The organism is Janthinobacterium sp. LM6, assembly GCF_002002885.1.
GTDB lineage: Bacteria > Pseudomonadota > Gammaproteobacteria > Burkholderiales > Burkholderiaceae_D > Janthinobacterium > Janthinobacterium kumbetense.
On record NZ_CP019510.1, the window covers coordinates 4,747,752 to 4,772,466 of the forward strand.

Genomic DNA, 24,715 nt, shown 5'->3' on the forward strand with positions numbered 1-24,715 from the left:
AATAAATGCTTAGTTCTTCGACTGGTCGACCATCTTGTTCTTCGCGATCCAAGGCATCATGGCGCGCAGTTTCGCGCCCACTTCTTCGATCTGGTGCTCGGACGTCAGACGGCGGCGCGAGATCAGGGTCGGTGCGCCCGCCTTGTTTTCCAGGATGAAGCTCTTCGCGTATTCGCCCGTTTGAATGTCTTTCAGGCATTGACGCATCGCATCCTTGGTGGCCGACGTCACGACTTTAGGACCGGTCACGTATTCGCCGTATTCGGCGTTGTTCGAGATCGAGTAGTTCATGTTGGCGATGCCGCCTTCATAGATCAGGTCGACGATCAGTTTCAGTTCGTGCAAGCACTCGAAATACGCCATTTCCGGCGCATAGCCCGCTTCCGTCAGGGTTTCGAAGCCGGCCTTGATCAGTTCCACGGCGCCGCCGCACAGGACGGCCTGTTCGCCGAACAAGTCCGTTTCGGTTTCTTCGCGGAAGTTCGTTTCGATGATGCCGGCACGGCCGCCGCCGTTGGCCGACGCGTACGACAGGGCGATATCGCGGGCGATGCCCGATTTGTCCTGGTACACGGCGATCAGGTGGGGCACGCCGCCGCCCTGGGTGTAGGTGGCGCGCACGGTGTGGCCCGGGGCTTTCGGCGCCACCATGATCACGTCCAGGTCGGCGCGTGGCACGACTTGGCCGTAATGCACGTTGAAGCCGTGGGCGAAGGCCAGCACGGCGCCCTGCTTGGCGAACGGAGCGATGTTTTCGTTGTAGACCTGAGCGATGTTTTCATCCGGCAGCAAGATCATGATGACGTCGGCCGCTTTCACGGCGTCGTTGACTTCCGCCACTTTCAGGCCGGCTTGCTCGACCTTGGTCCACGAAGCGCCGCCCTTGCGCAGGCCGACGGTGACGTTGACGCCCGAATCGTTCAGGTTTTGCGCGTGCGCGTGGCCTTGCGAACCGTAGCCGATGATGGCAACGTTTTTGCCTTTGATCAAGGAGAGGTCAGCGTCTTTGTCGTAAAAAACTTTCATGGTATTTCCTATAATTTGATGATGCGTTGTTGTTTTAAATGCGGCGCCAGGGCCGCGTAGAGCTGCTTATATTTTTATACTTTGAGGATGCGTTCGCCGCGGCCGATGCCGGAACCGCCCGTGCGGACGGTTTCCAGGATGGCGGCGCGGTCGATCGAATCGATGAACGCGTCGAGCTTGACCTTGTTGCCGGTCAGTTCGATCGTGTACGTCTTTTCGGTGACATCGATGATGCGGCCACGGAAGATATCGGCGGTGCGCTTCATTTCCTCGCGCTCCTTGCCCACGGCACGAACCTTGATCAGCATCAACTCGCGTTCGATATGCTGGCCTTCGGTCAGGTCCACCACCTTCACCACTTCAATCAGACGGTTCAGGTGCTTGGTGATCTGCTCGATGATGTCGTCCGAGCCGCTGGTGACGATGGTCATGCGCGACAGGGTCGAGTCTTCCGTCGGCGCCACGGTCAACGTTTCGATGTTGTAACCGCGTGCCGAGAACAGGCCCACCACGCGCGACAGGGCGCCCGCTTCGTTTTCCAGCAAGACAGAAATAATATGGCGCATGATTAGAGGTCCTCCGAGCCGAGCATCATTTCGGACAGGCCTTTGCCGGCTTTCACCATGGGCCACACGTTTTCGGACTGGTCGGTAATGAAGTTCATGAATACCAGCCTGTCTTTCATGCCGAACGCCTCTTTCAGGGCGCCGTCGACGTCGCCCGGTTTTTCAATTTTCATGCCCACGTGGCCATACGCTTCGGCCAGTCGCTCGAAGTCGGGCAGGGAATCCATGTACGACTCGGAATAGCGCGAACCGTAATCGATTTCCTGCCACTGGCGCACCATGCCGAGGAAACGGTTGTTGAGCATGATGATCTTCGGCGTCAAGTGGTACTGCTTGCACGTGGCGAGTTCCTGGATGCACATCTGGATCGAACCTTCGCCCGTGATGCAGGCAACGGTGGCGTCCGGGTTGGCCATCTGCACGCCCATGGCGTACGGCAAGCCGACACCCATGGTGCCCAGGCCGCCGGAATTGATCCAGCGGCGCGGCTTGTCGAAGCCATAGTATTGCGCGGCCCACATCTGGTGCTGGCCCACGTCGGACGTGATGAAGGCGTCGCCCTTGGTGATCTGGAACACTTTTTCGACCACCGCTTGCGGCTTGATGACCAGGTCCGAGGTCGGGTATTTCAGGCATTCGCGGCCGCGCCATTCGGCGATCTGCTTCCACCAGTTGCTCAATGCATTGACGTTCGGCTTGGCTTCGGCCGCGTCGAGTTGCGCGAGGAACTCGATCAGCACGTCCTTGACGTTGCCGACGATGGGAATATCGACCTTGACGCGCTTGGAAATCGACGAGGGATCGATGTCCACGTGGATGATCTTGCGCGGATGCGAGGCGAAATGTTTCGGGTTGCCGATCACGCGGTCATCGAAACGGGCGCCGATGGCGATCAGGACGTCGCAATTTTGCATCGCCATGTTCGCTTCGTAGGTGCCGTGCATGCCGGGCATGCCGACATACTGCTCGCTCGAGGCGCGGTAGCCGCCCAGGCCCATCAAGGTGTTGGTGCAAGGGAAACCCAGGCGGTCGACCAGCTTGTTCAACTCGGCCGAGGCGTTCGCCAGGATCACGCCGCCGCCCGTGTAGATCATCGGGCGTTCGGCTTGCAGCAACAGCTGCACGGCCTTGCGGATCTGGCCCGAGTGGCCCTTGTCGACGGGACGGTAGGAACGCATCTCGACTTCCTTCGGATAGTCGAAATGGCATTTGTGCATGCTGATATCCTTGGGGATATCGACCAGCACGGGTCCCGGACGGCCGGTACGGGCGATAAAGAAGGCTTTCTTGATCGTCGCTGCCAGGTCCTTGACGTCCTTGACGAGGAAGTTGTGCTTGACGACGGGGCGCGTGATGCCGACCGTGTCGCATTCCTGGAACGCATCCTGCCCGATGGCGTGGCTCGGCACCTGGCCGGAGATCACCACCATGGGAATCGAGTCCATGTACGCGGTGGACAAGCCTGTGACGGCATTCGTGACGCCCGGACCGGACGTGACGATGGCGACACCGACCTTGTTCGAGCTGCGCGAATAGGCATCGGCGGCGTGGATCGCGGCCTGCTCGTGGCGTACCAGGATATGCTGGAATTTGTTTTGCTGGAAGATGGCGTCGTAGATGTAGAGTACGGCTCCGCCCGGGTATCCAAAGACGTGCTCGACGCCCTCTTCAGCCAGACAGCGCACGACAATTTCTGCGCCCGTAATTGGTCCTGCTGCTGCTTCGGTATTCATGAAACATTCCTTTCAAGGTCCATTGGAGATTGATCGGATGTTCTTTCCTGACGAAGTTCGCTGTGCGCGACAGTGCTCCTGCTTCCCTTTTCATGCGGTCACGCAATTTCTTTGGGCACCCATAGATACCTTACAAAACAACGCTTAACGCAACTCGTTTGGCCGGAGTTTCTGTGGCGCCTGTACGAACCGCTCGCGCTTGTGGCGCGGGTTAGAACAAACTGCCTACAAATGAAAGCGCGTCTTGCCGCGGATGGCCTTGTGTGCCGGTCGCGACCTGACCATAGGGCTTTGGGGTGTTCAAAGCGTCCTATACGGTATCGCGTCGCACCATTATGGTCAAGGAAAATGTCAGCCGAAAGGCCATTTTGCACGCACGGAGTGCAAAAACTCTGCGGAAACGCACATTTTTTGCTAGCATGCACGGGGTTGCAAAAAGCATACCCGCCCCAATTCGCCCACCGCTCCCGCAGCCGCTAAGATCCCCCATACCGCATGGCAACAGACAAAGAATTATCCGACTTTCTAGAAAATGTCGAGCGGCGCGCCTTCAAGCAAGCCGCCTACGCGGTCCGCAAGGAAGAATCGGCACTCGACATCGTGCAGGACGCCATGATCAAGCTGGCCGAGAAATACGGCGACAAGCCGGCCGCCGAACTGCCGATGCTGTTCCAGCGCATCTTGCAAAACACCATACTCGATTATTTCCGCCGCGAAAAAGTCCGCAACACCTGGGTCAGCCTGTTTTCCGGCATGAAGCCCTCGGGCGACGAGCATGAGGATTTTGATATACTTGACACTTATGAATCGGAACAGGGCTCCAGCGCCGCCGAATCCTCGGCCGACCAGGTCGAACGCGCGCAAATCCTTGATTTGATTGATGCAGAGGTACAAAAACTACCGTCACGTCAACGCGAAGCCTTCCTCATGCGTTATTGGCAGGACATGGATGTGGCTGAAACAGCGGAAGCGATGGGTTGCTCCGAAGGTAGCGTGAAAACACATTGCTCTAGAGCTACCCACACGCTCGCCGAATCGCTGAAAGCCAAGGGAATTAAATTATGAACACCGACGATCTCAATTTCGCTTACAAAGTGCGCCATGCACTGAACGAAAAACTCGACGACCTGCCCGCATCGGCCACCGATCGCCTGGCAGCGGCACGCAAGCTGGCCCTGTCGCGCAAGAAGGCGGACGCGCCCGCCGCCGTCGCCGTGCGCAAGGACGTCTTCGCCGGCATCGCCAGCCATTTGCTGGTCGAGCCGCTGTCGTGGCTGGGCCGCATGAGCGTGATCATCCCCCTGCTGCTGCTGGTCGGCGGCATGGTGGGCATCTATCAGTTTGAGCAAGAACAACATATTGCCGAACTGGCAGAAATCGACGCCGCCGTGCTGTCGGACGAGTTGCCGCTGTCCGCCTACATGGACCATGGCTTCAACGCCTACCTGACGAAACGCGAGCAATAATGACACGCTCGAGCGTACGCAAAGGCTGGCTGGCCGGCGGCATCGGCCTGGGTGCCTGCGCCCTGGCCGGCGCCGCCTGGGTTGGCGCGCAGCAACATACCGCGCCCGCCGCCCCTCCCGTGGCAGCCGCGCCCGTGACGGCGCCGGCCCCGGCCTCGACAGCCAAGCCCGGCTCACCCCGCACGGCCGGCAAGGGCGGCACGCCGCCGAAGACCGGCGAGAATCCCTCGTGGAACAAGCTGTCGCGCGCGCAGCAGGAAGCCCTGCAGCCGCTGGCGGGCGAATGGAACAAGCTGGAAGCCTTGCGCAAGCAGAAATGGCTCGATATTGCCAGCCGTTTCGCCTCGATGACGCCGGACGAGCAAACCCGCGTGCATGAACGCATGCGCGAATGGATCAAGCTGACGCCGGAACAACGCCGCCTCGTGCGAGAAAACTATACGCGCACGAAGAAGATTGATCCTGGTCAAAAAACCGCGCAATGGGAGCAATACCAGCAATTGCCGGAAGATCAAAAGAAAAAACTGGCGACGGAACTCGTGCCGAAAAAGCCGCTGGAAAAAGTGCCCGCGATCAATTCGAATACGAGCAAGCCGGCCCCCATCCTGCTGCCCGCCACGCCGGCAGCGCCTGCGGCCGCCGCGCCCGTGCTGCCGCCCGCTCCCGCAGCGGCCGCCGTGCCGGTAACGGATCCTGCCGCGGCGCCCGCTACCGTGCCCGTCACGCCACCCACCACGCCTGCCCCACTGCCAACCAATGCCAAATAGCACGCCTGCTGCCAGCATCACTTCCCATCCCACGATCAAGCGCCGCCTGATTTCCATGGTATACGAGTCGCTGCTGGCCCTGGCCGTGCTCTTTTTACCCTTCCTGCTGTTCGAGCTGGCCGTGCAGGGCGCGCATACGCCGTTGACGGAACACATGCGCCAGTGCCTGGCCTTCCTCGTCATGGGTGCGTATTTCATCCATCAGTGGAGCCGCGAAGGGCAAACCCTGGCCATGAAGACGTGGCGCCTGAAAGTCGTGCTGCCGGGCCAAGCCCACGTGCCGCTGCGCGTGGCCGCCTACCGCTACGTGCTGTCATGGATGTGGCTGCTGCCAGCCCTGCTGGTGTCGTATCTGCTGGACTTGCAGCACTGGACGGCCCTGGGCGCCATCGGTGTCGGCATCCTGGCCTGGTCCAGCACGGCCCTGTTCACGGGCAATGGTCAATTCCTGCACGACAAGCTGGCGGGCACGCAAATCGTGCAATTGCCGGCCCCGGCGAAGAAGCCGAAGAAAGTCGCCGCCTGAGTTTTGACGCGGCTTGACCTGGGTCATTGAAGCGCCACGGGGGCTCTGCGATCATGGCATGCCATGAACAATACCGCCCCCCTCCCCCACACACGTTTCGCTCCCTACCGCGAGGAAGTCTGCAGCGAAGACGACGTCAAGCATCTCGTCCACACCTTTTATGCGGCCGCGCGCGACGACGCCATGCTGGGCCCCATCTTTGCCGCCGAGGTCAAGGATTGGGATGCCCACCTGGCCACACTGGTCGATTTCTGGTCAGGCTTGCTGCGCGGCACCATGCGCTACCACGGCAAGCCGCTGGCCCAGCACGCGCAAATGGAACACCTGACGCCCTGCATGTTCCGCCGCTGGCTGACCCTGTTCTTCGCCACGACCGAGAGCATGGGCAATGCGGCCTTACAGGAGAAGGCCGACACCATCGCCTTGAATATTGCCGAACGGCTATGGAAAAGCTTTGCGGAAAGCCATTCCATCGTGGCGCCGCAGCTTTAGAACCTCTCGTAGCCTTGAAGGTAGCGCCACTGGCCTGACGGCATGGCGCCCATCGAAATGCGGCCGATGCGCAAGCGCTTCATGGCGACCACGTCCAGCCCCACCATCTTGCACATATGGGCGATCTGGCCCGGCTGCACGTTTTTCAGGGCGAAACGCAAGCGTGTTTCATTTTGCCAGCTGACCTTGATCGGCGGCAAAGGCTTGCCATTGAAGGGCAAGCCGTGATTGAGCAGCGCCAGGCCGTTTTCCATGATGCTGCCGGCCACTTCCACGATGAATTCCTGCTCCACCGTTTTCGCTTCGTCGACCAGCTTGCGGGCGACGCGGAAATCCTGCGTAAACACCAGCAGGCCGGAGGCCATGGTGTCCAGCGGATTGGTGATGGTCAGGCCGATCAGGTGGCGCTTGAGGAAGCGCGTGACGGAACTGGGCGCCACGTTTTCCGGCGTGAAAATCTCTTCGGGACGCAAGCAACCGAGGGCCGGCTTGCCTTCCGCACCCACGCCGCCGTTGATGCCGGCCGGCTTGTGCAGCAGAATCGTCACGGGCGGCATTTCATCGAGGGTGGCGTTCGGCAGCAGCACCACTTCCTGGTTGTCCGCCACGCGCGCGCCCGACTCTTCCACCAGCACGCCGTCGACCGTCACCCAGCCGCCCTCGATATACAGCTCGGCCTCGCGGCGCGAACAGGGCACGTCTTCAGACAGGCGCTTGGCCAGGCGGACGGTGGGCATTTCAATAGGTGTGGTCATGGGGGAGGCGCAAAAAGCAAGAGGAGGAGAAAGCCGGTATTGTAACCGACCCGCTCCTCCCCTTTTACGACTTGCGCTGCTGATTGTCGGATTACGCTGCGCTAATCCGACCTCCGCAGCAAAAGGCTGGGGTCAGACCCGGCGGGTCTGACCCCGGTCGTCATCCAACAATCAGGCTTGCGCCTTGGCCAATTCCTCGGCAAAGAAGCGGTGGCCCATCTCTTCCAGGCCCAGCGTCTGCAGCACTTCCTGCAGGCGTTCCGTCGGACGCTGGCGCGGCAGGTTTTTATAGCTGGCGATGATCAGTTCATTCTTCATCGAATGCTCCCAGCCCACCAGTTCCGTCACGCTGACCTGGTAGCCGTGCGCTTCCAGCTGCAGACAGCGCAGCACGTTGGTGATCTGGCTGCCGAACTCGCGCGTGTGCAGCGGGTGGCGCCACAATTCCGTCAAGACATTCTTGCCCAGGCTCTTGCCCTTGTTCTTCTTCAATACGGAGGCGACTTCCGCCTGGCAACATGGCACCAGCACCATGAATTTCGCCTTTTTCTTCAAGGCGAAGTGGATGGCGTCATCGGTGGCCGTATTGCACGCATGCAAGGCCGTGACGATATCGATCTGCTGCGGCAGCAAGGTCGATTCCGTCGATTCGGCCACGGACAGCGGCAAGAACGACATGCCGGGGAACTTGAATTTCTTCGCCAGTTCCTGCGAGCGCTGCACCAGCTCTTCGCGCGTCTCGATGCCGTAGATATGCGAACCGTCGTTGCCGTTCTTGAAGAACAGGTCGTACAGGATGAAACCCAGATACGACTTGCCGGCGCCGTGGTCGACCAGCGACACGCCGGGATGGTCGAGCTGCACTTCGCGCAGCAGCGGCTCGATGAATTGCGTCAGGTGGTACACCTGTTTCAACTTGCGGCGGCTGTCCTGGTTCATCTTGCCGTCGCGCGTCAGGATGTGCAATTCCTGCAACAAGGCGACCGACTGGCCATCCTTGATCTCGGGCATGTTGCTGGCGGCGGTGATGACGTCTTTCGGCGCGGCGACTGCGGTGGCGGCGGCTGCCGCGCCCTTAGCGCGCTTCATCGATCCACGCCATCTGTATCGCTTCGAGCACTTTTTCGCCGCCGCGCGTGTGGTCATCGTCGAAGCCGTCCAGTTCCACCACCCAGTTGTGCAGGTCGGTGAAACGCACGGTCAGCGGGTCGATGTCCGGATGCGCGTCGAACAAAGCCTCGGCGATCGCGTGTATGTCGGACCATTTCATGTTAGTGGCTGCCTTCGCTGACCTGGTTGATCGTGTATTTCGGGATTTCGACGACGAGGTCGGCCTCGGCCACGATGGACTGGCAAGACAGGCGCGACACGGCTTCCAGGCCCCAGGCCTTGTCCAGCATGTCTTCTTCCAGTTCCGTCGCTTCGTTCAGGGATTCGATGCCTTCGCGCACCAGCACGTGGCAGGTGGTGCAGGCGCACGATTTTTCGCAGGCGTGCTCGATGTCGATGTCGTTTTCCAGCAGGATGTCGCAGATGGACTTGCCGGCAGGGGCTTCGATGACGGCGCCGTCCGGGCAAAGCTTGGCGTGCGGCAGAATGACGATTTGGGGCATATTACCTCTACAATTTCAATGATTCGGGGCGCTGCCGCAGCAATGGCACACGGCGCGCATTTCAACACTATTACAACACCTGACAAAACCGTAGCGAGCGGCAGTGATTTGTGGCCGAGAAGCGCAACCGTACTCTAGTACGGTGAGCATCGCCGGCCGCAAAGCGCGACGCGCAGTAGGTTTGGTCAGGTGTCCTCACACCACCTGGTCCAGGGACTTGCCCTTCAAGGCCGTGCGCACGCTGCGGTCCATGCGGCGCGAGGCGAAATCCTCGGTGCCGTCGGCCAGCGCCTCGATCGCCAGTTTTAATGCCTGGTGGTCGATGGCGCCGCTTTGCGATTGCGCAATGGCGTCACGCACCTTGTTCATCAGGTTGTCGACAGCGACGCGTTCGTCCGCATCCAGCAAGCCGCCGTCTTCATCGAGCGCCGACTGCGTGGCCAGCAGGATACGTTCCGCTTCCACCTGCTCTTCGCGCAGCGCGCGCGCCACCATGTCGGTGTCGGCCGAGGTGTACGAATCCTGCAGCATGCGGGCGATGTCGTCGTCACCCAGGCCGTAGGCCGGCTTGACGCTGATCGACGCTTCCACGCCCGAGCGCAGTTCGCGCGCCGAGACGGACAGCAAGCCGTCCGCATCGACCTGATACGTGATGCGGATGCGCGCGGCGCCCGCCACCATCGGCGGAATGCCGCGCAGCTCGAAGCGCGCCAGCGAGCGGCAATCGCTGACCAGTTCGCGCTCGCCCTGCAGCACGTGCACGGCCAGGGCCGTCTGGCCATCCTTGAAGGTCGTGAATTCCTGCGCGCGCGCACATGGTATGGTCGAATTGCGCGGGATGATCTTTTCCACCAGACCGCCCATGGTTTCGATACCGAGCGACAGCGGGATCACGTCCAGCAGCAGCCAGTCGTCGCCGGCGGCGCGGTTGCCAGCGAGCAAGTTCGCCTGGATGGCCGCGCCCAGCGCCACCACTTTGTCCGGGTCGATGTTCGCGTGCGGCGTCGTGTGGAAGAATTCGCTCACGGCGCGCTGCACGTGCGGCATGCGCGTGGCGCCGCCCACCATCACCACGCCGTCGACGTCGTCCGCATCCACGTTCGCGTCGCGCAGGGCTTTCTTGATGGCGTTCATGGTTTTCACGACCAGGTGCGAAGTCATGGCGGCGAATTCTTCGGCCGTGATGCGCAGATGGATTTCCTCGCCCGAGTTCAGCTTGGCGTCGATCGTCGTTTCCGACTTGGTCGACAGCAATTCCTTGATTTCGCGCGCCTTCACCATCAGGATGGCCGTGTCTTCGTCCGACAGGGGCGCCAGCTTGGCGTGTTCGCTGATCCAGCAGAACAGGCGGCGGTCGAAATCGTCGCCGCCCAGGGCCGAGTCGCCGCCCGTGGACAGCACTTCGAAGACGCCCTTGCTCAGTTTCAAGATCGAGATATCGAAGGTGCCGCCGCCCAGGTCGTACACGGCGTACACGCCTTCGGAGGCGTTATCGAGGCCATACGCGATGGCGGCGGCCGTCGGCTCGCTCAGCAGGCGCAAGACATTGATGCCGGCCAACTGCGCCGCATCTTTCGTCGCCTGGCGCTGGGCATCGTCGAAATACGCTGGTACAGTAATCACGGCGCCCACCAGGTCGTCGCCGAGCGAATCTTCCGCGCGCTGGCGCAGGGTGGCGAGGATTTGCGCCGACACTTCGACGGGGCTTTTCACGCCGGCCACGGTTTTCAGCTGCACCATGCCAGGCGTATCCTGGAAGTCGTAGGGCAGGTTTTCCGCGTAGGCGATATCGGCCAGGCCGCGGCCCATGAAGCGTTTCACGGAAACGATGGTGTTCTTCGGGTCGGTGGTTTGCGCGGCCAGGGCCTTGTAGCCGATGTTCGCGTGGCCGTTCGGCAGGTAGCGCACGACGGAGGGCAGCAGGGAGCGCCCGTCTTCGTCGTTGAGCACCTCGGGAATGCTGTTGCGGACGGTGGCGACCAGGGAATTGGTGGTGCCCAGGTCGATGCCGACGGCCAGGCGGTGCTGGTGCGGCGCGGTCGACATGCCTGGTTCGGAAATTTGCAGAAGTGCCATTGTATTCGTGCCTCGATTAATTTTTTGCGTGATGCAGTTGATGCCTGACGCGCATTATAAGTCGCGGGCCAGACTGGCGCTTGGCACGCCGGTCAAGCTATCCGGCGATCAAGCTTCCATCGCCTCATAGGCAAAACGGACTTCCTCGCCGAATTTGTCGAGGAACATCAGGGCGCGCACGCTTTGCGCGGCGTTCGCGTAGTCGGCCGCGTCCAGCTGGGCCGCCACCTGGGCCAGCAAGGCCTTGCGTTCGCCGCGCAGCTGGCGGTCCAGGGCGTCGAGCGCGTCGGCATCCTTGCCGGCGCGGGCGTCGCCCAGTTCTTCGCGCCACTCCATCTGCTGCATCAGGAAGCTGACGGGCATGGCCGTGTTCGACTCCGTCTGCAGATCGACGCCATTGAGTTCGCACAGGTATTGCGCGCGTTTTTGCGGGCTTTTCAGGGTTTGATAGGCTTCATTGGCGCGCGTGGCCCATTGCATCGCCACGCGCTTTTCAGCGCTGCTGGCATTGATGAAGCGGTCCGGATGGACCTTGCCCTGCACGTCGCGGTAGGCAGAGTCGAGCGCGCTCATGTCGAGCCCGAACTGCGCCGGCAACTGGAATAATTCGAAGTGGTTTTGCATAATGGTCGGTGGTCGCTGTACCGCAATCGATGGGTACAGCGCACCGACCGGGGTCTTGCCAGCTGTTTAAATCCTGAAGGACTCGCCGCAGCCGCAGGCGTCTTTTTCGTTCGGATTGTGGAACTTGAAGCCTTCGTTCAAGCCTTCGCGCGCGAAATCGAGTTCCGTGCCGTCGATGTAAGGCAAGCTTTTCGGGTCGACGAAGACTTTCACGCCGTGCGACTCAAAAACGCTGTCTTCGGCCGCCACTTCATCGACATATTCGAGCTTGTAAGCCAGGCCCGAGCAGCCCGTGGTGCGCACGCCAAAGCGCAGGCCCATGCCCTTGCCGCGCCGTTCGATATAACGGTTGATGTGTTTCGCCGCTTTTTCGGTCAGTGTGATCATGTATTTCTCCGCAACTGCCCCGGCCTTGCGGCTGGGGCGGGCTGCCAACGTTTAAGCTGCTACTGGATGGCGGGTCTGGTAATCCAGCACTGCCGCCTTGATGGCGTCTTCCGCCAGGATGGAGCAGTGGATCTTCACTGGCGGCAGGGCCAGTTCTTCGGCGATCTGCGTGTTCTTGATGGCCAGCGCCTGGTCCAGGGTCTTGCCCTTGACCCATTCCGTTACCAGCGAGCTCGAGGCGATGGCCGAACCGCAGCCGTAGGTCTTGAATTTCGCATCTTCGATCAGGCCGTCGGCGCCGACCTTGATCTGCAGTTTCATCACGTCGCCGCAAGCAGGCGCGCCTACCATGCCGGTGCCGATGGTTTCATCACCCTTGTCGAAAGCGCCCACGTTGCGCGGGTTTTCGTAGTGATCGAGTACTTTGTCCGAGTAAGCCATTTTGTTGCTCCTTAAATATTCTTGCCGGCCCCGTGAGGGGCCAGGATTAATAAAGTGCCTGAAAAACCGTAGCGAGCGGAAGTGAGTTGTGGCCGAGAAGCGGAACTGTGCTGTAGCACAGTGAGCATCGCAGGCCGCAAATCGCGACGCGCAGCAGGTTTGGCAGGTACTTTTAGTGGGCTGCCCATTGGATCGAATTAATGTCGATGCCCTCTTTAAACATGTCCCACAGCGGCGACAGTTCGCGCAATTTGTGTACTTTCGATTTCAGCAGGTTCACGGCGAAGTCGATGTCTTCCTCGGTCGAGAAGCGGCCGATGGTGAAGCGGATCGAGCTGTGCGCCAGTTCGTCGCTGCGGCCCAGGGCGCGCAGCACGTACGATGGTTCCAGGCTGGCCGAGGTGCAGGCCGAACCGGACGACACGGCGATATCCTTGATCGCCATGATCAGCGACTCGCCTTCGACGTAGTTGAAGCTGACGTTCAGGTTGTGCGGCACGCGGTGATCCATGTCGCCGTTGATGTAGACTTCTTCGATCTCCTGCAGGCCCTTGGCCAAACGGTCGCGCAAGGCCTTGATGCGGCCGATTTCGCTGTCCATCTCTTCCTTGGCGATGCGGAAGCTTTCGCCCATGCCCACGATCTGGTGCGTCGGCAGGGTGCCCGAACGCAGGCCGCGCTCATGGCCGCCACCGTGCATCTGCGCTTCCAGGCGCACGCGCGGCTTGCGGCACACGTACAGGGCGCCCACGCCTTTCGGACCGTAGGTCTTGTGCGCCGTGAAGGTCATCAGGTCGACCTTGGTCTTTTGCAGGTCGATGACGACCTTGCCCGTCGCTTGCGCGGCGTCGCAATGGAAGATGATGCCTTTCGAGCGGCAGAACGCGCCGATCTCGTCGATCGGCTGGATCACGCCGATTTCGTTGTTCACCAGCATCACCGACACGAGGATGGTGTCCGGGCGCACGGCCGCGGCCAGCTGCTCGACGGTGATCAGGCCGTTGTCCTGCGGTTCCAGGTAGGTCGCTTCAAAGCCGATGCGTTCCAGTTCGCGCACCGTGTCCAGCACCGATTTGTGCTCGGTCTTGACGGTGATGATGTGCTTGCCCTTGGTCTTGTAGAACTGCGCCGCGCCCTTGATGGCCAGGTTGTTGCTTTCCGTCGCGCCGGAGGTCCAGATGATTTCGCGCGGATCCGCGTTCACCAGGGCCGCCACGTAGCCGCGTGCCTCTTCCACGGCTTTTTCCGCCGTCCAGCCATACATGTGGCTGCGCGATGCCGGATTGCCGAACTGCTCGCGCAGGTAGGGAATCATCTTGTCGGCGACGCGTGGATCGATCGGCGTGGTGGCCGAGTAATCCATGTAGATCGGGAAATGCGGTGCGGTTTCAAAGTGCACTTGGCCTACGTTTTTTTCTGGGGCGTTCATCAATAACTCCTGCAATCAGCAACTTGGTATTTTGTTATGTTCAACCGAGGGCGGCGTGGTTACGGTGCATCACCATCACGCTTTGTTCGGCAATCTTTTGTCTCTGCTGGTCGACCAGGTCCTGCAAGGACACAGAATCCAGATAATCGACCATTTTTTCGTTGAGCGTGGACCACAATTCATGCGTCATGCAGCGCGCTCCCGTGGCCGCGTCGGCGCCGTGGCAATGTTCCTTGCCGCCGCACTGCGTGGCGTCCAGCGGTTCGTCGACGGCGATGATGATGTCGGCCACCGTCACCTTGTCGGCACGGCGCGCCAGGCTGTAGCCGCCGCCGGGGCCGCGGATCGACTCGACGATCTCATGCCGGCGCAGCTTGCCGAACAGCTGCTCCAGGTAGGACAGGGAAATCGACTGGCGCTGGCTGATGCCGGACAAGGTGACCGGTCCCTTGCCCTGGCGCAGGGCAAGATCGATCATCGCTGTCACGGCAAAACGGCCTTTTGTAGTCAGACGCATACATCCTCTGGTCAACTGGTTTAAAATATTGCGGTTTTTCAACTCCTCAAACCCCGAGTAGTTGAATGATTTAGTCAAGTATAACAAATTCGGCGGGGTTTGTCAGAGCGCCCCTCGATGACCACAGGGCTGGAAGGGGCATGGCCGGCCGCGCCAGGCGCGGCGGCATCAGGAAAACAACAGTACTGCTCAGGCACGTAATGCGCTGCGCACTTTCATCAGTTCAAAACCCAGCAGGTTCAAGCCGTCCCAGCGGGAGGGATCGCCGATGCGCGGATTGTCCGACGCCAGGCCCACGCCCCAGATGCGGTCGACGGGACTGGCTTCGACGATGACGCGCTCGCCGGTGCCCAGCAAAAACTTGCGCAGCGCAGCCTTTTGCGAGAACTTGGCAAAATTGCCATCGAAGACGATGCCGGCGCGCGCCGCTTCCCACACCCTGGCATCAAAGTTCGCCACTTCGCGGCCCAGCTTCTTGACTTCCGACGGCCGTTCGGCCGCCACGATGCGCGCCTGCACCGCCGTGTCGCCAAACAGGGCCGCCTTTTGCGCCATCATGTAGTGTTCGGCCGTCGCATACGTCACGCCGGCCAGGCTGAACGGTGACGGGAACCACTGGCTGAAGCAACTTTTGTCGGGCACCTGCGGCTGCGCCGGCGTGTGGCCCCAGAAATACAGATAGTCGGGCACGCCGCCCGCCGCGATCCACGCCTTCAATTCTTCCACGTTACTGATTTGCATATTCCCCGCACTTCCGCCAGACCGGCGATGATTCAAGCTCAAGCACGCAATAGTTGCATCGGGCCAAACAAGGCCTGCATGTCACGATTGCCGATAAAGGACAGATTATACGGATGTTCCGCCGTCACCTGCGGCAACGATGCCGCCACCGGCAGGCGTTTGATGAGCTCGGCAATCTTGCCCCACAGCACCAGTTGCGGCGGCACCGCCCCGCCCTGCAGCGCCAGCGCTTCCAGCACCACCTGCAGGAAGGGCAGCCAGCCGCGCGCATCCTGCACGGGCGGCACGTGGGCACGGAACACCAGCGCCGCGTTGAGCAGCAAGAAACCCTGCTCCGTCATCTTGCGCTGCAAGTCGGGCAGGGTCTGGATCACGCCGCTGCCGGCTTGCAGCGCGGCCGCCGCCACGGGCGCCATGGCCGCGCCCGAAGTGTCGCCGCCCTGCAGCTGGCCATCGGCCACCAGCAACATCTTCATGAAGTTGCGCAAGGAGGTGGCGCGGTTGACGGGCTTCGACAGGCCCGTCGCCGACCACAAACTGCCGACGGCGCCATCCATGAAGCACACGCCCGTGGCGCTGTCGGCGCGCGGATACGGCCCCTCGCCCACCAGCACGTAACGCACCTGCGCCAGCGGCAGGGCAAAGGCGGCGAACAGGCGGCCCTGCGTGGGCAGGTAATCGTCGGCGGCCAGCGCCGGCAGGTAGGCGGGATCGGCATCCATCACGGCGTGCAAGCCGCGCAGCAGGATGGGCCGCCAGGAAGCATGCGCCAGGGACAGGGCATCGGTGATGCTGGCAGGAACGATTGTTGCGGTCATGGCGCGTCAGTAAAATATTTGGGCAAACGCAAATTGTAGCCTACCGGCAAGCACGCGTTGACTGCGCAAAATCAATTCCGCATAAAAAAAGCCCCGACCTGCATGCTGGCCGGGGCGACTTGCGTTTGATGCGGCTCAAACTTACTCGGCGTCAGGCTGCCGCGACGGATGGGCGGCGGCAAACGCGGGCAAGCCTGCGCAATGCGCATGGATGCGCGCCACGCGCGGGTACGGCGCCAGGTCGATGGCGAAGCGCTGCGCATTGAACACTTGCGGCACCAGGCAGCAGTCGGCCATCGTCGCACTGTCACCGTGGCAGAACAGGTTTTTACCCTCCGGGTCGCCCTGCGCCAGCAGCGCCTCGACGGCCGCCAGCCCTTCGGCCATCCAGTGGCGGTACCATTCCTGCTTGGCCTCGTCCGACAGCCCCAGGGTGTTTTTCAGGTATTTCAGCACGCGCAGATTCGTCAGCGGATGGGCGTCGCAGGCGATGGCCAGCGCCAGCGCGCGCACGCGGGCGCGCCCCAGCGCATCGGCCGGCAGCAGCGGCACGGCTGGCCGCGTCTCGTCGAGATACTCGAGCATGGCCAGCGACTGCGTCAGGATGGCGCCGTCGTCATCGAGGGCCGGCACCAGCGCCGACGGGTTGACGGCGCGGTAGGCCGGCAGCAGCTGCTGGCCGCCGTCCTGCAGCAGGTGCACGGGGATGCTGTCGTAATCGATGCCCTTCAAATTCAAGGCGATGCGCACGCGGTAGGCGGCCGAACTGCGAAAATAGGTGTACAGCTTCATGGCGCGCCCTCCCCTCAGGCGCGGCCGGCGCTGTTGCCAACATACAGCGCGACCGTCTGCTCGATGCTGCCGAAGATGCTGGCGCCGGCCGCGTCGCGCATCTCGATGCGCACCGTGTCGCCGAACTTCAGGTACGCCGTCTTGGGCGCGCCGTGTTCGATGGTTTCATACATGCGCACTTCGGCCAGGCAGCAGTAGCCGACGCCGCCGTTCTCGATGCTGGAGCCAAACAGGTTGCCCTGCTTGTTCGACACGGTGCCCGAGCCAACAATAGTGCCGGCGCCCAGTTCGCGCGTCTTCGCCGCATGGGCGACCAGTTGCGCAAAATTGAAGGTCATGTCTTCGCCCGCATTCGGCTTGCCGAACGGCTTGCCGTTGAGGTCCACCAGCAGCGGCAAATGCAGCTTGCTATCCGCCCAGTCGGCACCCAGTTCGTCGGGCGTGACGGCGACGGGCGAAAACGCACTGGCCGCCTTCGACTGGAAGAAGCCGAAGCCTTTCGCCAGTTCGCCCGGGATCAGGTTGCGCAGCGAGACATCGTTGACCAGCATGACCAGGCGAATCGCCTTCGCCGCGTCATCCACGCCGGCGCCCATGGCCACGTCGCCCGTGATCACCGCCACTTCCGCTTCCAGGTCGATGCCCCACTCTTCGGACAGGGCGAAGATGGGGTCGCGCGGGCCGATGAAGCTGTCCGAGCCGCCCTGGTACATCAGCGGGTCCGTGTAGAACGAGGCCGGCACTTCCGCGTTGCGCGCCTTGCGCACCAGCTCCACGTGGTTGATGTAGGCGGAACCGTCGGCCCACTGGTAGGCGCGCGGCAGCGGCGAGTGGCACTGCTTTGCATCAAACGGCTGGGCGTCCGGCGCCTGGCCCGCGTTCAGGTTGGCGTAGGCCTGTTCCAGCTTGGGCGCGACGGCGTCCCAGTTGTCGAGCGCCGCCTGCAGGGTGGGGGCGATGGCGGCCACGCGCTGGTACTGGCGCAAGTCGCGGCTGACGAGGATCAAGGCGCCGTCGCGGCTGCCGTTTTTCAGGGTTGCGAGTTTCATGGTATTCCTAGTTCGGTGTATTGGTCAGAGAGTGTCAGTGTCGATCCGGGGCGCTCAGGCGTCGGCCGGCGCGTGCATCCAGGCCGCGTGCTTCGGTGCGCGGCGCGTCTGCGACCATTCTTCCAGCATTTCCCATTTGACGGCGTCCAGCTTGGCCATCATTTCCGGCGTGCCCACGTTGGCCGCCAGTTCCAGGCGGTGGCCGTTGGGGTCGAAGAAATAGATCGACTGGAAGATGGCGTGGTTGACGGGGCCCAGCACCTCGATGCCGCCCGCCACCAGGCGCTCCTTGGCGGCCAGCAGTTCTTCCATGCTGCCCACTTCCAGCGCCAGGTGCTGCACCCAGGCCGGGGTATTGCGGTCGCGGTCCATCGGCGGCTGCGTCGGCAGCTCGAAGAAGGCCAGCACATTGCCCCGGCCCGCGTCGAGGAAGACGTGCATGTACGGGTCCGGCGCCTTGGTCGACGGCACCAGGTCTTCCGCGATGGCGAGGACGAAATTCATGTTCAAATGCTTGACGTACCACTCGACGGTTTTCTTCGCGTCGATGCAGCGGTAGGCGACGTGGTGGATTTGCTTGATTTTCATGCGGTCTGTCTCCGATGGATGGCGCCCTGGGCGCGATGTTTTTCAGCTTTTCACCATTAGAATCCAGTTACAGCTATCATACAAACAATTTTTAACCATCGATTTATCGGATTATCTTATGAGTCCCAGCCTGCGACAGATGCGCGCCTTCGTGGCGCTGGCCAAGACCGGCAGTTTTACCCTGGCCGCCGAATACCTGCACGTGACGCAGTCCGCCTTGAGCGGCTTGATCAAGGAACTGGAAAGCGTGCTGGGCGTGCGCGTGGTCGAGCGCAGCACGCGCAAGACGCAGCTGTCGGAAATCGGCCGCGAACTGTATCCGTTGTTCGAGAAGATGATCGAGGACCTCGACGGCGCCATGGCCGGCATCGCCCAGCGCAAGGCCCTGAAAACGGGCATGGTGCGCATCGCCGCGCCGCAGATGATGGCCTGCACCCTGCTGCCGGAAGTGATCGCCGCCTACCGCCAGGCGCACCCGGACGTGCAGCTGCGCCTGGTCGATTGCCCTGTGGAGAATGTCTCGGCGCGCGTCTTCAGCGGCGAAGTCGATTTCGGCATCGGCCCCGAGCGCGACCCGACGGCGGAAATCGCCGCGCAAGTGCTGTTCGAAATGCCCTTCGTGCTGGTCTACCCCGAGCAGCACCCGCTGCGGCAGAAAGAGCGCGTCACCTGGGCCGACGTGGGCGACTATCCGTTCATATCGCTGCAGGGCCAGTTCACGGAACGCCTGCTGCGCGACATGCACGGCGCGTTTCGCGAGCTGTCGCTCAATCCCTACAATGAAGTGACCTTCATGACGACGGCGCTGGCCATGGTCAGCGCCAACCTGGGCATCACGGTGTGCCTGCCGTACGCGGAACCGATGGTCAAACTATACAACTTGCACATGCGCGCCCTGCACGAGCCGGAACTGACGCGGCGCTTCTTCGTCTACACGAAGACGGGCCGTTCGCTGTCTCCGGCGGCCGAAAGCTTCATGGCATTCCTGTTCCGCTTTGTCGAGACGCACGAATGGAACGTGGGAGCGGGCGGCCCGGCTGGCGCCGTTTTATAATCCCGCATCGCCCCCTCACCGCCTGCACCATGACCCAGCCTGACCTCTCCGCCATCGACGCCGCCACCATCGCCGCCAACCGGCGCATGACCACATTCGACGGCCATGCGCAGGTCTGGCTGTTCGGCTATGGCTCGCTGATCTACAAGGCGGACTTCCCCTATATCGAACGGCGCCCGGCCAGCATCGCCGGCTGGACGCGGCGCTTCTGGCAAGGCTCGCACGACCACCGCGGCACGCCGATGGCGCCGGGCCGGGTCGCCACCATCGTGCCGCAGGCGGGCGCCGTGTGCGACGGCATGGCTTACCTGATCACGCCCGAAGTCTTCGCCCACCTCGACCACCGCGAAAAGAACGGCTACCTGCGCCTGGCCACCGAGATCACCTTCGACGATGGCAGCAAGGCCGAAGGCCTGGTGTACATCGCCAACGAGGAAAACGCCGCCTTCCTCGGTGCCGCGCCGGAACTGGACATCGCGCGCCAGATCGCCCGATCAAGCGGCCCCAGCGGCCCGAACAGCGACTACCTGCTGCACCTGGCCAGCGCCCTGCGCGAGCTGGGCAAGAGCGATCCGCACGTCTTTGCCATCGAGCAACATCTGGCGCAATTGAAGGATGCGCCGCCTGCCGCGCAGTGAGCTGCAGCGGGCCGCCGGCTTGCATGATGCAAGCGATGAAAATCTTTTTATTGTGACAATTGGCGACTATCGCCGTTTCATTAGCGCCCATAATCGGAACGCGCGATTCCTTTATGCCTGAGTAGAGCAATGGCACGCGTCAGGAGGCAGCGGGGCAGAACAAAAATGATGGCCCTGCACGATCGGAGCGAATTCATCGGAGCGAGACGACCATGTCCGACAGGTCTATGCTGCAACAGCATGGCAGGCAGCCGCATTACGTTCTGCCCGGGACGGGCACCATTGCTCCTGTGCAAGCCCCCCTACACCGCGCCAGCCTCGGGGGCGGACTGAACGTGATTGGCAGCTCCCCGATCTTCCAGCGCCTGCTGCGCATGGTCGAAGCCGTGGCGCCGACCCGCTGCACGGTGCTCATCAGCGGCCCCACCGGTTCCGGCAAGGAAATCATCGCCCAGCTCGTGCACCGGCAAAGCGGCGATCCCGGCGCGCCCTTTGTCGATCTCAACTGCGGCGCCCTGCCGGAACACCTGATCGACGCTGAACTCTTCGGCCATACCAAGGGGGCGTTTACGGGAGCGCTGAGCAGCCGCGCCGGTTTTTTCGCCCAGACGGGGCAAGGCACGCTATTTCTCGATGAAATCGGCGAATTGCCGCTGGCGGTACAGAGCAAGCTGCTGCGCGTGCTCGAATCGCGCTGTTTCCGGCCGCTGGGCGGCGGCGATACCCAGCCGTTCAACGGCCGCATCGTGGCCGCCACCCATTGCGACCTGGCCGCGATGGTGCAGGCGGGCCGTTTCCGCGAAGACTTGTATTACCGGCTGGCAGTATTGAAACTCGACGTGCCGGGCCTGGACCAGCGCCGCGGCGACGTTGCCGCCCTCGCCGCGCACTTTGCCGGGCAGCAAAAGCGCCCCATCCGCTTTACCGCCACCGCCATGGAGCGCCTGTGCCGGCATGCCTGGCCCGGGCATATCCGCGAACTGCGCAACCTGATTGAACGGCTGTCGATACTGGCCGAATCCGCGCTGATCGATGCGCACAGCCTGGAAGCCTTCCTGTCGGCGGGCAGGCCGCAGGACGCCGATCGCACGCTGCTGGCGGAAGCGCTCATGCGGCTGGACGGAGACGACAAGCTGGCGGCCGCCGAACAGTTGCTGATCGACTATGCGATGCGCCTTGCCGATGGCAACAAGACGACCGCGGCCCGCCACCTGGGCATCAACCGCAAGGTCATCGAACGCCGCCTGCACGGCGACGAGGAGCGCAGCAATTTCGCCCGCGTCTGCCTGCTGGAGGGGCGCGCGCTGATCGAGGCGGCCCGCTTCAAGGAAGCCATCGAAGTGTTACGCCGCGGCCTCACCTTGCTGGCCGCCGATGCGCATCCCTGCACGGCGCGCCGCCTGAGCTGCGACCTGCACCGCTGGCTGGCGATTTCGCACCGCGGCATCAGCGGCTGGCAAAGCGCCGAAGCGCTGGCCTGCTACCAGCAGGCATTGCAGGAAGCGGCGGCGCTGGGCGACGAGGTGGAAATCACCGCCCTGCGGTTCGGCATCTGGAGCACGCAGCTGATGGCGCTGGACCTGGTGGCGGCGCGGGCAACGGCGCAAGACATGCTGCAGCGGGCGCAAGCGATAGGCGACACGGACTTGCTGTCGCAGGCCCACCTGGCCCTGGCCAACACGCTGTTCTGGCTCGGCGACTACCGCGAGACGCTGGCCTGCCTGGCGCGCGGGCACCTGCTGTGCGGCGCGGCAGCGGCCGATACCGGGGGACAGGGCCTGGACATCGCCGCGCTGTCGACCACTTTCGAAGGCCTGTCCTGCTTCCAGAGCGGCGCCTTCCGCCGCGCGCGCGCGGTGATGGAACAGCTGGCGTTGCGCGGCGGCGCCGACAACCCGCACCCCTTCCATCGCGCCATCGCGCTGCAAGGCGCCGCATGGCTGGCCTGCATGTTCGAGGACTGGGTCCGGCTGGCAAGCCTGGCGGCGGACCTGCAAACCGTCGCCAGCGAATACGGCTATCAATTCTACCTGGGGGTGGGCCAGATATTCCATGCCTGCGCATTGGCAACAGGCAACATCCATGCGCAGACCGAACAGCGCATCGCCGACGGCTACCAGCAATACATGCTGTGCGAAGGCGGCATGCTCTTCCATTCATTCCAGGCCTGGAAACGGGGCGAACTGCTGCTGTCGGCAGGCCAGCCATCGCAAGCCCGGCAATTGCTGCACGGCGCCATCGAACTGGCGCTGGAACATGGCGAACGGGCCTACCTGGTCGAATTGCTCGACATGCATGCCCGGACGTGGATCGCGGTGGGCGACCTGGACAACGCGGAACGCGAACTGGGCAGTGCGCTGTCGACCGCCAAGGCGCTGGGCGCCGCGGCCGGCAGCCTGCTGGTGGCGACCCGCCTGGCGCAACTGCTGCTGCAGCGCGGCCGCCGGGCCGAAGCACTCGAACACCTCACGCGCGCCTTGCGCGGCGTGGAGCGCGACACGGCTTTTCCCCGGTTTGCCCAGGCGCTGCAGTTGCAGGCCGTCCTGGCGCAAACCATTTCCATGCCATGCCAACCTGAGGACCCGCAACATGAGCTATGTGCTGAACCACGATGACCTTGAATCGCTGTTGCTGGGCGCCTGCTTCTTCGGCAGCGGCGGCGGCGGCACGCTCGCTTCCGCGCGCAGCCTGCTGGCCCAGTTCCACGCCGGCGATTATTATCCGGACGCCCAGGTGCGCGTAGTAAGCGTCGACGAAGCCACCGCTGGCGAAACGGTCATGGTGGCTTACCTGGGTTCGCCCGTGGCGATCAATGGCGCCCATTTTCCGCAGGGTCCCGTCGACGCCGTGCTCGCCGTCAGGGAGCGCCTGGCGCTGGAAAACCGCACCTTGGCCTACCTGGCGCCGCCCGAGAGCGGCGCGCTGGGGTTTCTCGTCGCCTGCCTGGTCGCCGCCCGCCTGGGCCTGGCCGTGATCGACGCCGACGGGGCCGGCCGCGCCGTTCCCTCGCTGCCCCAGCTCACATATGCGGCCGCGCACATCAATCCGCGCCCCGCCTTCCTCGTCAGCCAGGCGGGGCTGCGCGTGGAACTCGACGTCCAGCCGAGCCAGGGCGTGAACGGCGCCCATGCCCACCAGCAAGACGTGGCAACGATCATCGACCAGATGATGCGCCCCATCGTTTCGCAGGCCGATTTCAAGCAGTTCGGCGGCCTGGCCATGTGGATCATGGCGCCGGCGGAGCTGGCCCGGGCGCTGCCCGTGCGCGGCACCCTGGGACGCGCCCTGCGCCTGGGCCGCGAACTGCAGGCAGGCCGCTTGCGCAGCGCGGAAGAACTGGTCGATTATCTTGCGCGGCAATGCGACATGCGCGCCTGGCCATTGTTTCCACAGGGCACATTCGTCGCCGCCGAGGTCGACTCGCGCAATGGCTTCGACCTGGGCAAGATCACCATCCGCGCGGGTGAGCGGCTCTGCACGGTCCTGTACCAGAACGAATCGCTGCTGGCCTGGGACAGCAGCCGCAGCACGCCCCTCTGCATGGCGCCCGACACCATCAGTTACTTTGTCGAGGGCGATGGCCAGGCCGTGTATTCGAATGGCGACTTGCTGCTGCCGGACGGCACGCTCAACCCGGCCTTGATGCAGCGCAAGGTGACGCTGCTGGGCCTGCAAGCCCATCCGGCATTGCGGGAACGGAACGGACTGATACTCGACAGCTTCATGCAACTGATCAACACCATCGGCTACCTGGGCCCCTACGTGCCGCTCACGGGCAACGCCGGCGCAGCGGCAGGGAGCGCCGCATGAAGCCGCTGCGCATCTGCGTCGTGGCGCCGGTGGCCACGTCCGACTACAACCAGCGCCTGCTCGACGCCATCGAACCCGTGATGCCGCCCGATGTCGAAGTGTCCGTGCGAAATATTTCTACCGGACACAATTGCATCGAATACCGCGTCGACTGGCTGCAAAACGGCTATCCGGTAGTGCAGCTGGCCAGGGAAATCGAACGCGACGGCTATGACGGCATCTGGCTCAGCGACTTCGACATGTGTGGCGTGGAGGCAGCGCGCGAAGTGATCGACATCCCCATCCTCGGCGGCTTCCCGCCCGCCGCATTTACCGCGCTGGCCCTCAGCCAGCGCCTGTCGATCATGACGATACTGCCCAGCACGCTCGCCATGCAGCGGGGCCACATGCAGGCTTACGGCTTGCAGGACAGCTTCGCCTCCATCCGCTCCATCGACTGTCCTGTCGCCGACCTCGGCCAGCTGGACACGGTGGTCGAAAAAACTTTCAAGGCCGCCCTGCTGGCCATACGGGAAGACGGCGCCCAGTCCATCCTGCTGGGCTGCACAGGCTTCGTCGGCGTCGCCGCGCGCGTCAGCGCGCTGCTGGAGGACGCGCTGCACACCTATGTGCCGGTCATCGATCCGAACCAGGCAGGCTTCAGCTTCCTGGTGTCCCTCGTGCGCATGGGCCTGCGGCCCAGCCGCGCCTGCTACAGCAAGGATAGCTGAACCGCCGCACGCGCCCGCGCCACGCCATGTCCCGGGCGCCCCTCCCCGTCCTAGCCGCCTGCCGTTTTCGTCCATCCCGCTCAAAAAGGGTGGACGA

Annotated in this window: 28 protein-coding genes; 10 read left to right on the forward strand and 18 right to left on the reverse strand. The window is 62.8% G+C overall.

Annotation, left to right across the window (positions count from 1 at the left end; all coding sequences use genetic code 11):
• Positions 1-9: 9 nt before the first annotated feature.
• The 3 genes from ilvC to BZG29_RS20825 all read right to left on the reverse strand — a co-directional run bounded on the left by ilvC (position 10) and on the right by BZG29_RS20825 (position 3,325).
• A complete protein-coding gene (gene ilvC, locus BZG29_RS20815) occupies positions 10-1,026 on the reverse strand; it encodes a ketol-acid reductoisomerase (RefSeq protein WP_034750044.1) in 1,017 nt (338 codons plus the stop codon).
• A gap of 74 nt (positions 1,027-1,100) precedes the next feature.
• The gene (gene ilvN, locus BZG29_RS20820) at positions 1,101-1,592 is read right to left on the reverse strand and encodes an acetolactate synthase small subunit (protein ID WP_010399754.1); all 492 of its coding nucleotides are present in this window, start codon (positions 1,590-1,592) and stop codon (positions 1,101-1,103) included.
• 2 nt (positions 1,593-1,594) lie between these two features.
• Positions 1,595-3,325 carry an acetolactate synthase 3 catalytic subunit gene (locus BZG29_RS20825; protein ID WP_077407110.1) on the reverse strand — a complete coding sequence of 577 codons (1,731 nt, stop codon included), beginning with the start codon at positions 3,323-3,325 and terminating at the stop codon, positions 1,595-1,597.
• Positions 3,326-3,820: 495 nt separating this feature from the next.
• Here BZG29_RS20825 and BZG29_RS20830 point away from each other — a divergent pair, with 495 nt between their 5' ends.
• The 5 genes from BZG29_RS20830 (at position 3,821) to BZG29_RS20850 (ending at position 6,576) form a co-directional block, all read left to right on the forward strand.
• A complete protein-coding gene (locus BZG29_RS20830) occupies positions 3,821-4,390 on the forward strand; it encodes an RNA polymerase sigma factor (protein ID WP_034779551.1) in 570 nt (189 codons plus the stop codon).
• Complete coding sequence (locus BZG29_RS20835) at positions 4,387-4,791, forward strand: DUF3619 family protein (RefSeq protein ID WP_077407113.1); 405 nt, start codon at positions 4,387-4,389, stop codon at positions 4,789-4,791. The genes BZG29_RS20830 and BZG29_RS20835 overlap by 4 nt, the downstream gene beginning before the upstream one ends.
• Positions 4,791-5,558, forward strand: coding sequence for a DUF3106 domain-containing protein (locus BZG29_RS20840; protein WP_077407116.1), 768 nt, complete (start codon positions 4,791-4,793; stop codon positions 5,556-5,558). Before BZG29_RS20835 ends, BZG29_RS20840 begins: the two co-directional genes overlap by 1 nt.
• Entirely contained in the window at positions 5,548-6,084 is a 537-nt protein-coding gene (locus tag BZG29_RS20845) for an RDD family protein (protein ID WP_077407119.1), read from the forward strand. The genes BZG29_RS20840 and BZG29_RS20845 overlap by 11 nt, the downstream gene beginning before the upstream one ends.
• 63 nt (positions 6,085-6,147) lie before the next feature.
• Positions 6,148-6,576: a group III truncated hemoglobin gene (locus BZG29_RS20850; RefSeq protein ID WP_077407122.1), complete on the forward strand. Its 429-nt coding sequence runs from the start codon at positions 6,148-6,150 to the stop codon at positions 6,574-6,576.
• Here the strand turns inward: BZG29_RS20850 and BZG29_RS20855 are convergent.
• From BZG29_RS20855 to BZG29_RS20925, 15 genes are all read right to left on the reverse strand, one after another.
• Positions 6,573-7,331 (reverse strand): rRNA pseudouridine synthase, encoded by a 759-nt coding sequence (locus BZG29_RS20855; protein ID WP_077407125.1) that lies wholly within the window; start codon positions 7,329-7,331, stop codon positions 6,573-6,575. The genes BZG29_RS20850 and BZG29_RS20855 overlap by 4 nt on opposite strands.
• A gap of 171 nt (positions 7,332-7,502) precedes the next feature.
• Positions 7,503-8,420 carry an SAM-dependent methyltransferase gene (locus BZG29_RS20860; protein ID WP_077407128.1) on the reverse strand — a complete coding sequence of 306 codons (918 nt, stop codon included), beginning with the start codon at positions 8,418-8,420 and terminating at the stop codon, positions 7,503-7,505.
• Positions 8,407-8,601 (reverse strand): Fe-S cluster assembly protein IscX, encoded by a 195-nt coding sequence (gene iscX / locus BZG29_RS20865; protein WP_070288776.1) that lies wholly within the window; start codon positions 8,599-8,601, stop codon positions 8,407-8,409. Before iscX ends, BZG29_RS20860 begins: the two co-directional genes overlap by 14 nt.
• Position 8,602: 1 nt before the next feature.
• A complete protein-coding gene (gene fdx / locus BZG29_RS20870) occupies positions 8,603-8,944 on the reverse strand; it encodes an ISC system 2Fe-2S type ferredoxin (protein ID WP_034750070.1) in 342 nt (113 codons plus the stop codon).
• Between the two features lie 195 nt (positions 8,945-9,139).
• Positions 9,140-11,020: a Fe-S protein assembly chaperone HscA gene (gene hscA / locus BZG29_RS20875; protein WP_077407131.1), complete on the reverse strand. Its 1,881-nt coding sequence runs from the start codon at positions 11,018-11,020 to the stop codon at positions 9,140-9,142.
• A 108-nt stretch (positions 11,021-11,128) separates the two neighbouring features.
• Entirely contained in the window at positions 11,129-11,644 is a 516-nt protein-coding gene (hscB, locus tag BZG29_RS20880; RefSeq protein WP_077407134.1) for a Fe-S protein assembly co-chaperone HscB, read from the reverse strand.
• A 66-nt stretch (positions 11,645-11,710) separates the two neighbouring features.
• On the reverse strand, positions 11,711-12,031 hold the full coding sequence (gene iscA / locus BZG29_RS20885; protein WP_010399774.1) for an iron-sulfur cluster assembly protein IscA: 321 nt from the start codon (positions 12,029-12,031) through the stop codon (positions 11,711-11,713).
• 51 nt (positions 12,032-12,082) lie between these two features.
• Positions 12,083-12,472 carry a Fe-S cluster assembly scaffold IscU gene (iscU, locus tag BZG29_RS20890; protein ID WP_076567031.1) on the reverse strand — a complete coding sequence of 130 codons (390 nt, stop codon included), beginning with the start codon at positions 12,470-12,472 and terminating at the stop codon, positions 12,083-12,085.
• A 172-nt stretch (positions 12,473-12,644) separates the two neighbouring features.
• Positions 12,645-13,871: an IscS subfamily cysteine desulfurase gene (locus BZG29_RS20895; RefSeq protein ID WP_290440892.1), complete on the reverse strand. Its 1,227-nt coding sequence runs from the start codon at positions 13,869-13,871 to the stop codon at positions 12,645-12,647.
• A 70-nt stretch (positions 13,872-13,941) separates the two neighbouring features.
• On the reverse strand, positions 13,942-14,418 hold the full coding sequence (gene iscR, locus BZG29_RS20900) for a Fe-S cluster assembly transcriptional regulator IscR (RefSeq protein ID WP_034779566.1): 477 nt from the start codon (positions 14,416-14,418) through the stop codon (positions 13,942-13,944).
• A gap of 189 nt (positions 14,419-14,607) precedes the next feature.
• A complete protein-coding gene (locus tag BZG29_RS20905) occupies positions 14,608-15,159 on the reverse strand; it encodes an NADAR family protein (protein WP_077407141.1) in 552 nt (183 codons plus the stop codon).
• 38 nt (positions 15,160-15,197) lie between these two features.
• Positions 15,198-15,977, reverse strand: coding sequence for a uracil-DNA glycosylase (locus BZG29_RS20910; protein ID WP_077407144.1), 780 nt, complete (start codon positions 15,975-15,977; stop codon positions 15,198-15,200).
• 141 nt (positions 15,978-16,118) lie between these two features.
• The gene (gene maiA / locus BZG29_RS20915; protein WP_077407147.1) at positions 16,119-16,769 is read right to left on the reverse strand and encodes a maleylacetoacetate isomerase; all 651 of its coding nucleotides are present in this window, start codon (positions 16,767-16,769) and stop codon (positions 16,119-16,121) included.
• A gap of 14 nt (positions 16,770-16,783) precedes the next feature.
• Positions 16,784-17,818 carry a fumarylacetoacetate hydrolase family protein gene (locus BZG29_RS20920; RefSeq protein WP_077407150.1) on the reverse strand — a complete coding sequence of 345 codons (1,035 nt, stop codon included), beginning with the start codon at positions 17,816-17,818 and terminating at the stop codon, positions 16,784-16,786.
• 54 nt (positions 17,819-17,872) lie between these two features.
• Positions 17,873-18,406, reverse strand: coding sequence for a VOC family protein (locus BZG29_RS20925; protein WP_077407153.1), 534 nt, complete (start codon positions 18,404-18,406; stop codon positions 17,873-17,875).
• A 118-nt stretch (positions 18,407-18,524) separates the two neighbouring features.
• On the opposite strand from BZG29_RS20925, the gene BZG29_RS20930 reads away from it, so the two are divergent.
• The 5 genes from BZG29_RS20930 to BZG29_RS20950 all read left to right on the forward strand — a co-directional run bounded on the left by BZG29_RS20930 (position 18,525) and on the right by BZG29_RS20950 (position 24,618).
• On the forward strand, positions 18,525-19,460 hold the full coding sequence (locus BZG29_RS20930) for a LysR family transcriptional regulator (protein WP_077407156.1): 936 nt from the start codon (positions 18,525-18,527) through the stop codon (positions 19,458-19,460).
• Between the two features lie 53 nt (positions 19,461-19,513).
• Complete coding sequence (locus BZG29_RS20935) at positions 19,514-20,098, forward strand: gamma-glutamylcyclotransferase (RefSeq protein WP_150131144.1); 585 nt, start codon at positions 19,514-19,516, stop codon at positions 20,096-20,098.
• Positions 20,099-20,433: 335 nt separating this feature from the next.
• Entirely contained in the window at positions 20,434-22,713 is a 2,280-nt protein-coding gene (locus tag BZG29_RS20940; RefSeq protein ID WP_253192664.1) for a sigma 54-interacting transcriptional regulator, read from the forward strand.
• The gene (locus BZG29_RS20945; protein WP_077407165.1) at positions 22,688-23,908 is read left to right on the forward strand and encodes a DUF917 domain-containing protein; all 1,221 of its coding nucleotides are present in this window, start codon (positions 22,688-22,690) and stop codon (positions 23,906-23,908) included. The genes BZG29_RS20940 and BZG29_RS20945 overlap by 26 nt, the downstream gene beginning before the upstream one ends.
• Complete coding sequence (locus BZG29_RS20950; RefSeq protein ID WP_077407167.1) at positions 23,905-24,618, forward strand: aspartate/glutamate racemase family protein; 714 nt, start codon at positions 23,905-23,907, stop codon at positions 24,616-24,618. The genes BZG29_RS20945 and BZG29_RS20950 overlap by 4 nt, the downstream gene beginning before the upstream one ends.
• The last annotated feature ends 97 nt before the right edge of the window (positions 24,619-24,715 follow it).

Bases quoted from the DNA above. Each gene is read 5' to 3' on its own strand.
- ilvC (WP_034750044.1), bottom strand. From the start codon at position 1,026: ATGAAAGTTTTTTACGACAAAGACGCTGACCTCTCCTTGATCAAAGGC.
- ilvN (WP_010399754.1), bottom strand. From the start codon at position 1,592: ATGCGCCATATTATTTCTGTCTTGCTGGAAAACGAAGCGGGCGCCCTG.
- BZG29_RS20825 (WP_077407110.1), bottom strand. From the start codon at position 3,325: ATGAATACCGAAGCAGCAGCAGGACCAATTACGGGCGCAGAAATTGTC.
- BZG29_RS20830 (WP_034779551.1), top strand. From the start codon at position 3,821: ATGGCAACAGACAAAGAATTATCCGACTTTCTAGAAAATGTCGAGCGG.
- BZG29_RS20835 (WP_077407113.1), top strand. From the start codon at position 4,387: ATGAACACCGACGATCTCAATTTCGCTTACAAAGTGCGCCATGCACTG.
- BZG29_RS20840 (WP_077407116.1), top strand. From the start codon at position 4,791: ATGACACGCTCGAGCGTACGCAAAGGCTGGCTGGCCGGCGGCATCGGC.
- BZG29_RS20845 (WP_077407119.1), top strand. From the start codon at position 5,548: ATGCCAAATAGCACGCCTGCTGCCAGCATCACTTCCCATCCCACGATC.
- BZG29_RS20850 (WP_077407122.1), top strand. From the start codon at position 6,148: ATGAACAATACCGCCCCCCTCCCCCACACACGTTTCGCTCCCTACCGC.
- BZG29_RS20855 (WP_077407125.1), bottom strand. From the start codon at position 7,331: ATGACCACACCTATTGAAATGCCCACCGTCCGCCTGGCCAAGCGCCTG.
- BZG29_RS20860 (WP_077407128.1), bottom strand. From the start codon at position 8,420: ATGAAGCGCGCTAAGGGCGCGGCAGCCGCCGCCACCGCAGTCGCCGCG.
- iscX (WP_070288776.1), bottom strand. From the start codon at position 8,601: ATGAAATGGTCCGACATACACGCGATCGCCGAGGCTTTGTTCGACGCG.
- fdx (WP_034750070.1), bottom strand. From the start codon at position 8,944: ATGCCCCAAATCGTCATTCTGCCGCACGCCAAGCTTTGCCCGGACGGC.
- hscA (WP_077407131.1), bottom strand. From the start codon at position 11,020: ATGGCACTTCTGCAAATTTCCGAACCAGGCATGTCGACCGCGCCGCAC.
- hscB (WP_077407134.1), bottom strand. From the start codon at position 11,644: ATGCAAAACCACTTCGAATTATTCCAGTTGCCGGCGCAGTTCGGGCTC.
- iscA (WP_010399774.1), bottom strand. From the start codon at position 12,031: ATGATCACACTGACCGAAAAAGCGGCGAAACACATCAACCGTTATATC.
- iscU (WP_076567031.1), bottom strand. From the start codon at position 12,472: ATGGCTTACTCGGACAAAGTACTCGATCACTACGAAAACCCGCGCAAC.
- iscR (WP_034779566.1), bottom strand. From the start codon at position 14,418: ATGCGTCTGACTACAAAAGGCCGTTTTGCCGTGACAGCGATGATCGAT.
- BZG29_RS20905 (WP_077407141.1), bottom strand. From the start codon at position 15,159: ATGCAAATCAGTAACGTGGAAGAATTGAAGGCGTGGATCGCGGCGGGC.
- BZG29_RS20910 (WP_077407144.1), bottom strand. From the start codon at position 15,977: ATGACCGCAACAATCGTTCCTGCCAGCATCACCGATGCCCTGTCCCTG.
- maiA (WP_077407147.1), bottom strand. From the start codon at position 16,769: ATGAAGCTGTACACCTATTTTCGCAGTTCGGCCGCCTACCGCGTGCGC.
- BZG29_RS20920 (WP_077407150.1), bottom strand. From the start codon at position 17,818: ATGAAACTCGCAACCCTGAAAAACGGCAGCCGCGACGGCGCCTTGATC.
- BZG29_RS20925 (WP_077407153.1), bottom strand. From the start codon at position 18,406: ATGAAAATCAAGCAAATCCACCACGTCGCCTACCGCTGCATCGACGCG.
- BZG29_RS20930 (WP_077407156.1), top strand. From the start codon at position 18,525: ATGAGTCCCAGCCTGCGACAGATGCGCGCCTTCGTGGCGCTGGCCAAG.
- BZG29_RS20945 (WP_077407165.1), top strand. From the start codon at position 22,688: ATGAGCTATGTGCTGAACCACGATGACCTTGAATCGCTGTTGCTGGGC.
- BZG29_RS20950 (WP_077407167.1), top strand. From the start codon at position 23,905: ATGAAGCCGCTGCGCATCTGCGTCGTGGCGCCGGTGGCCACGTCCGAC.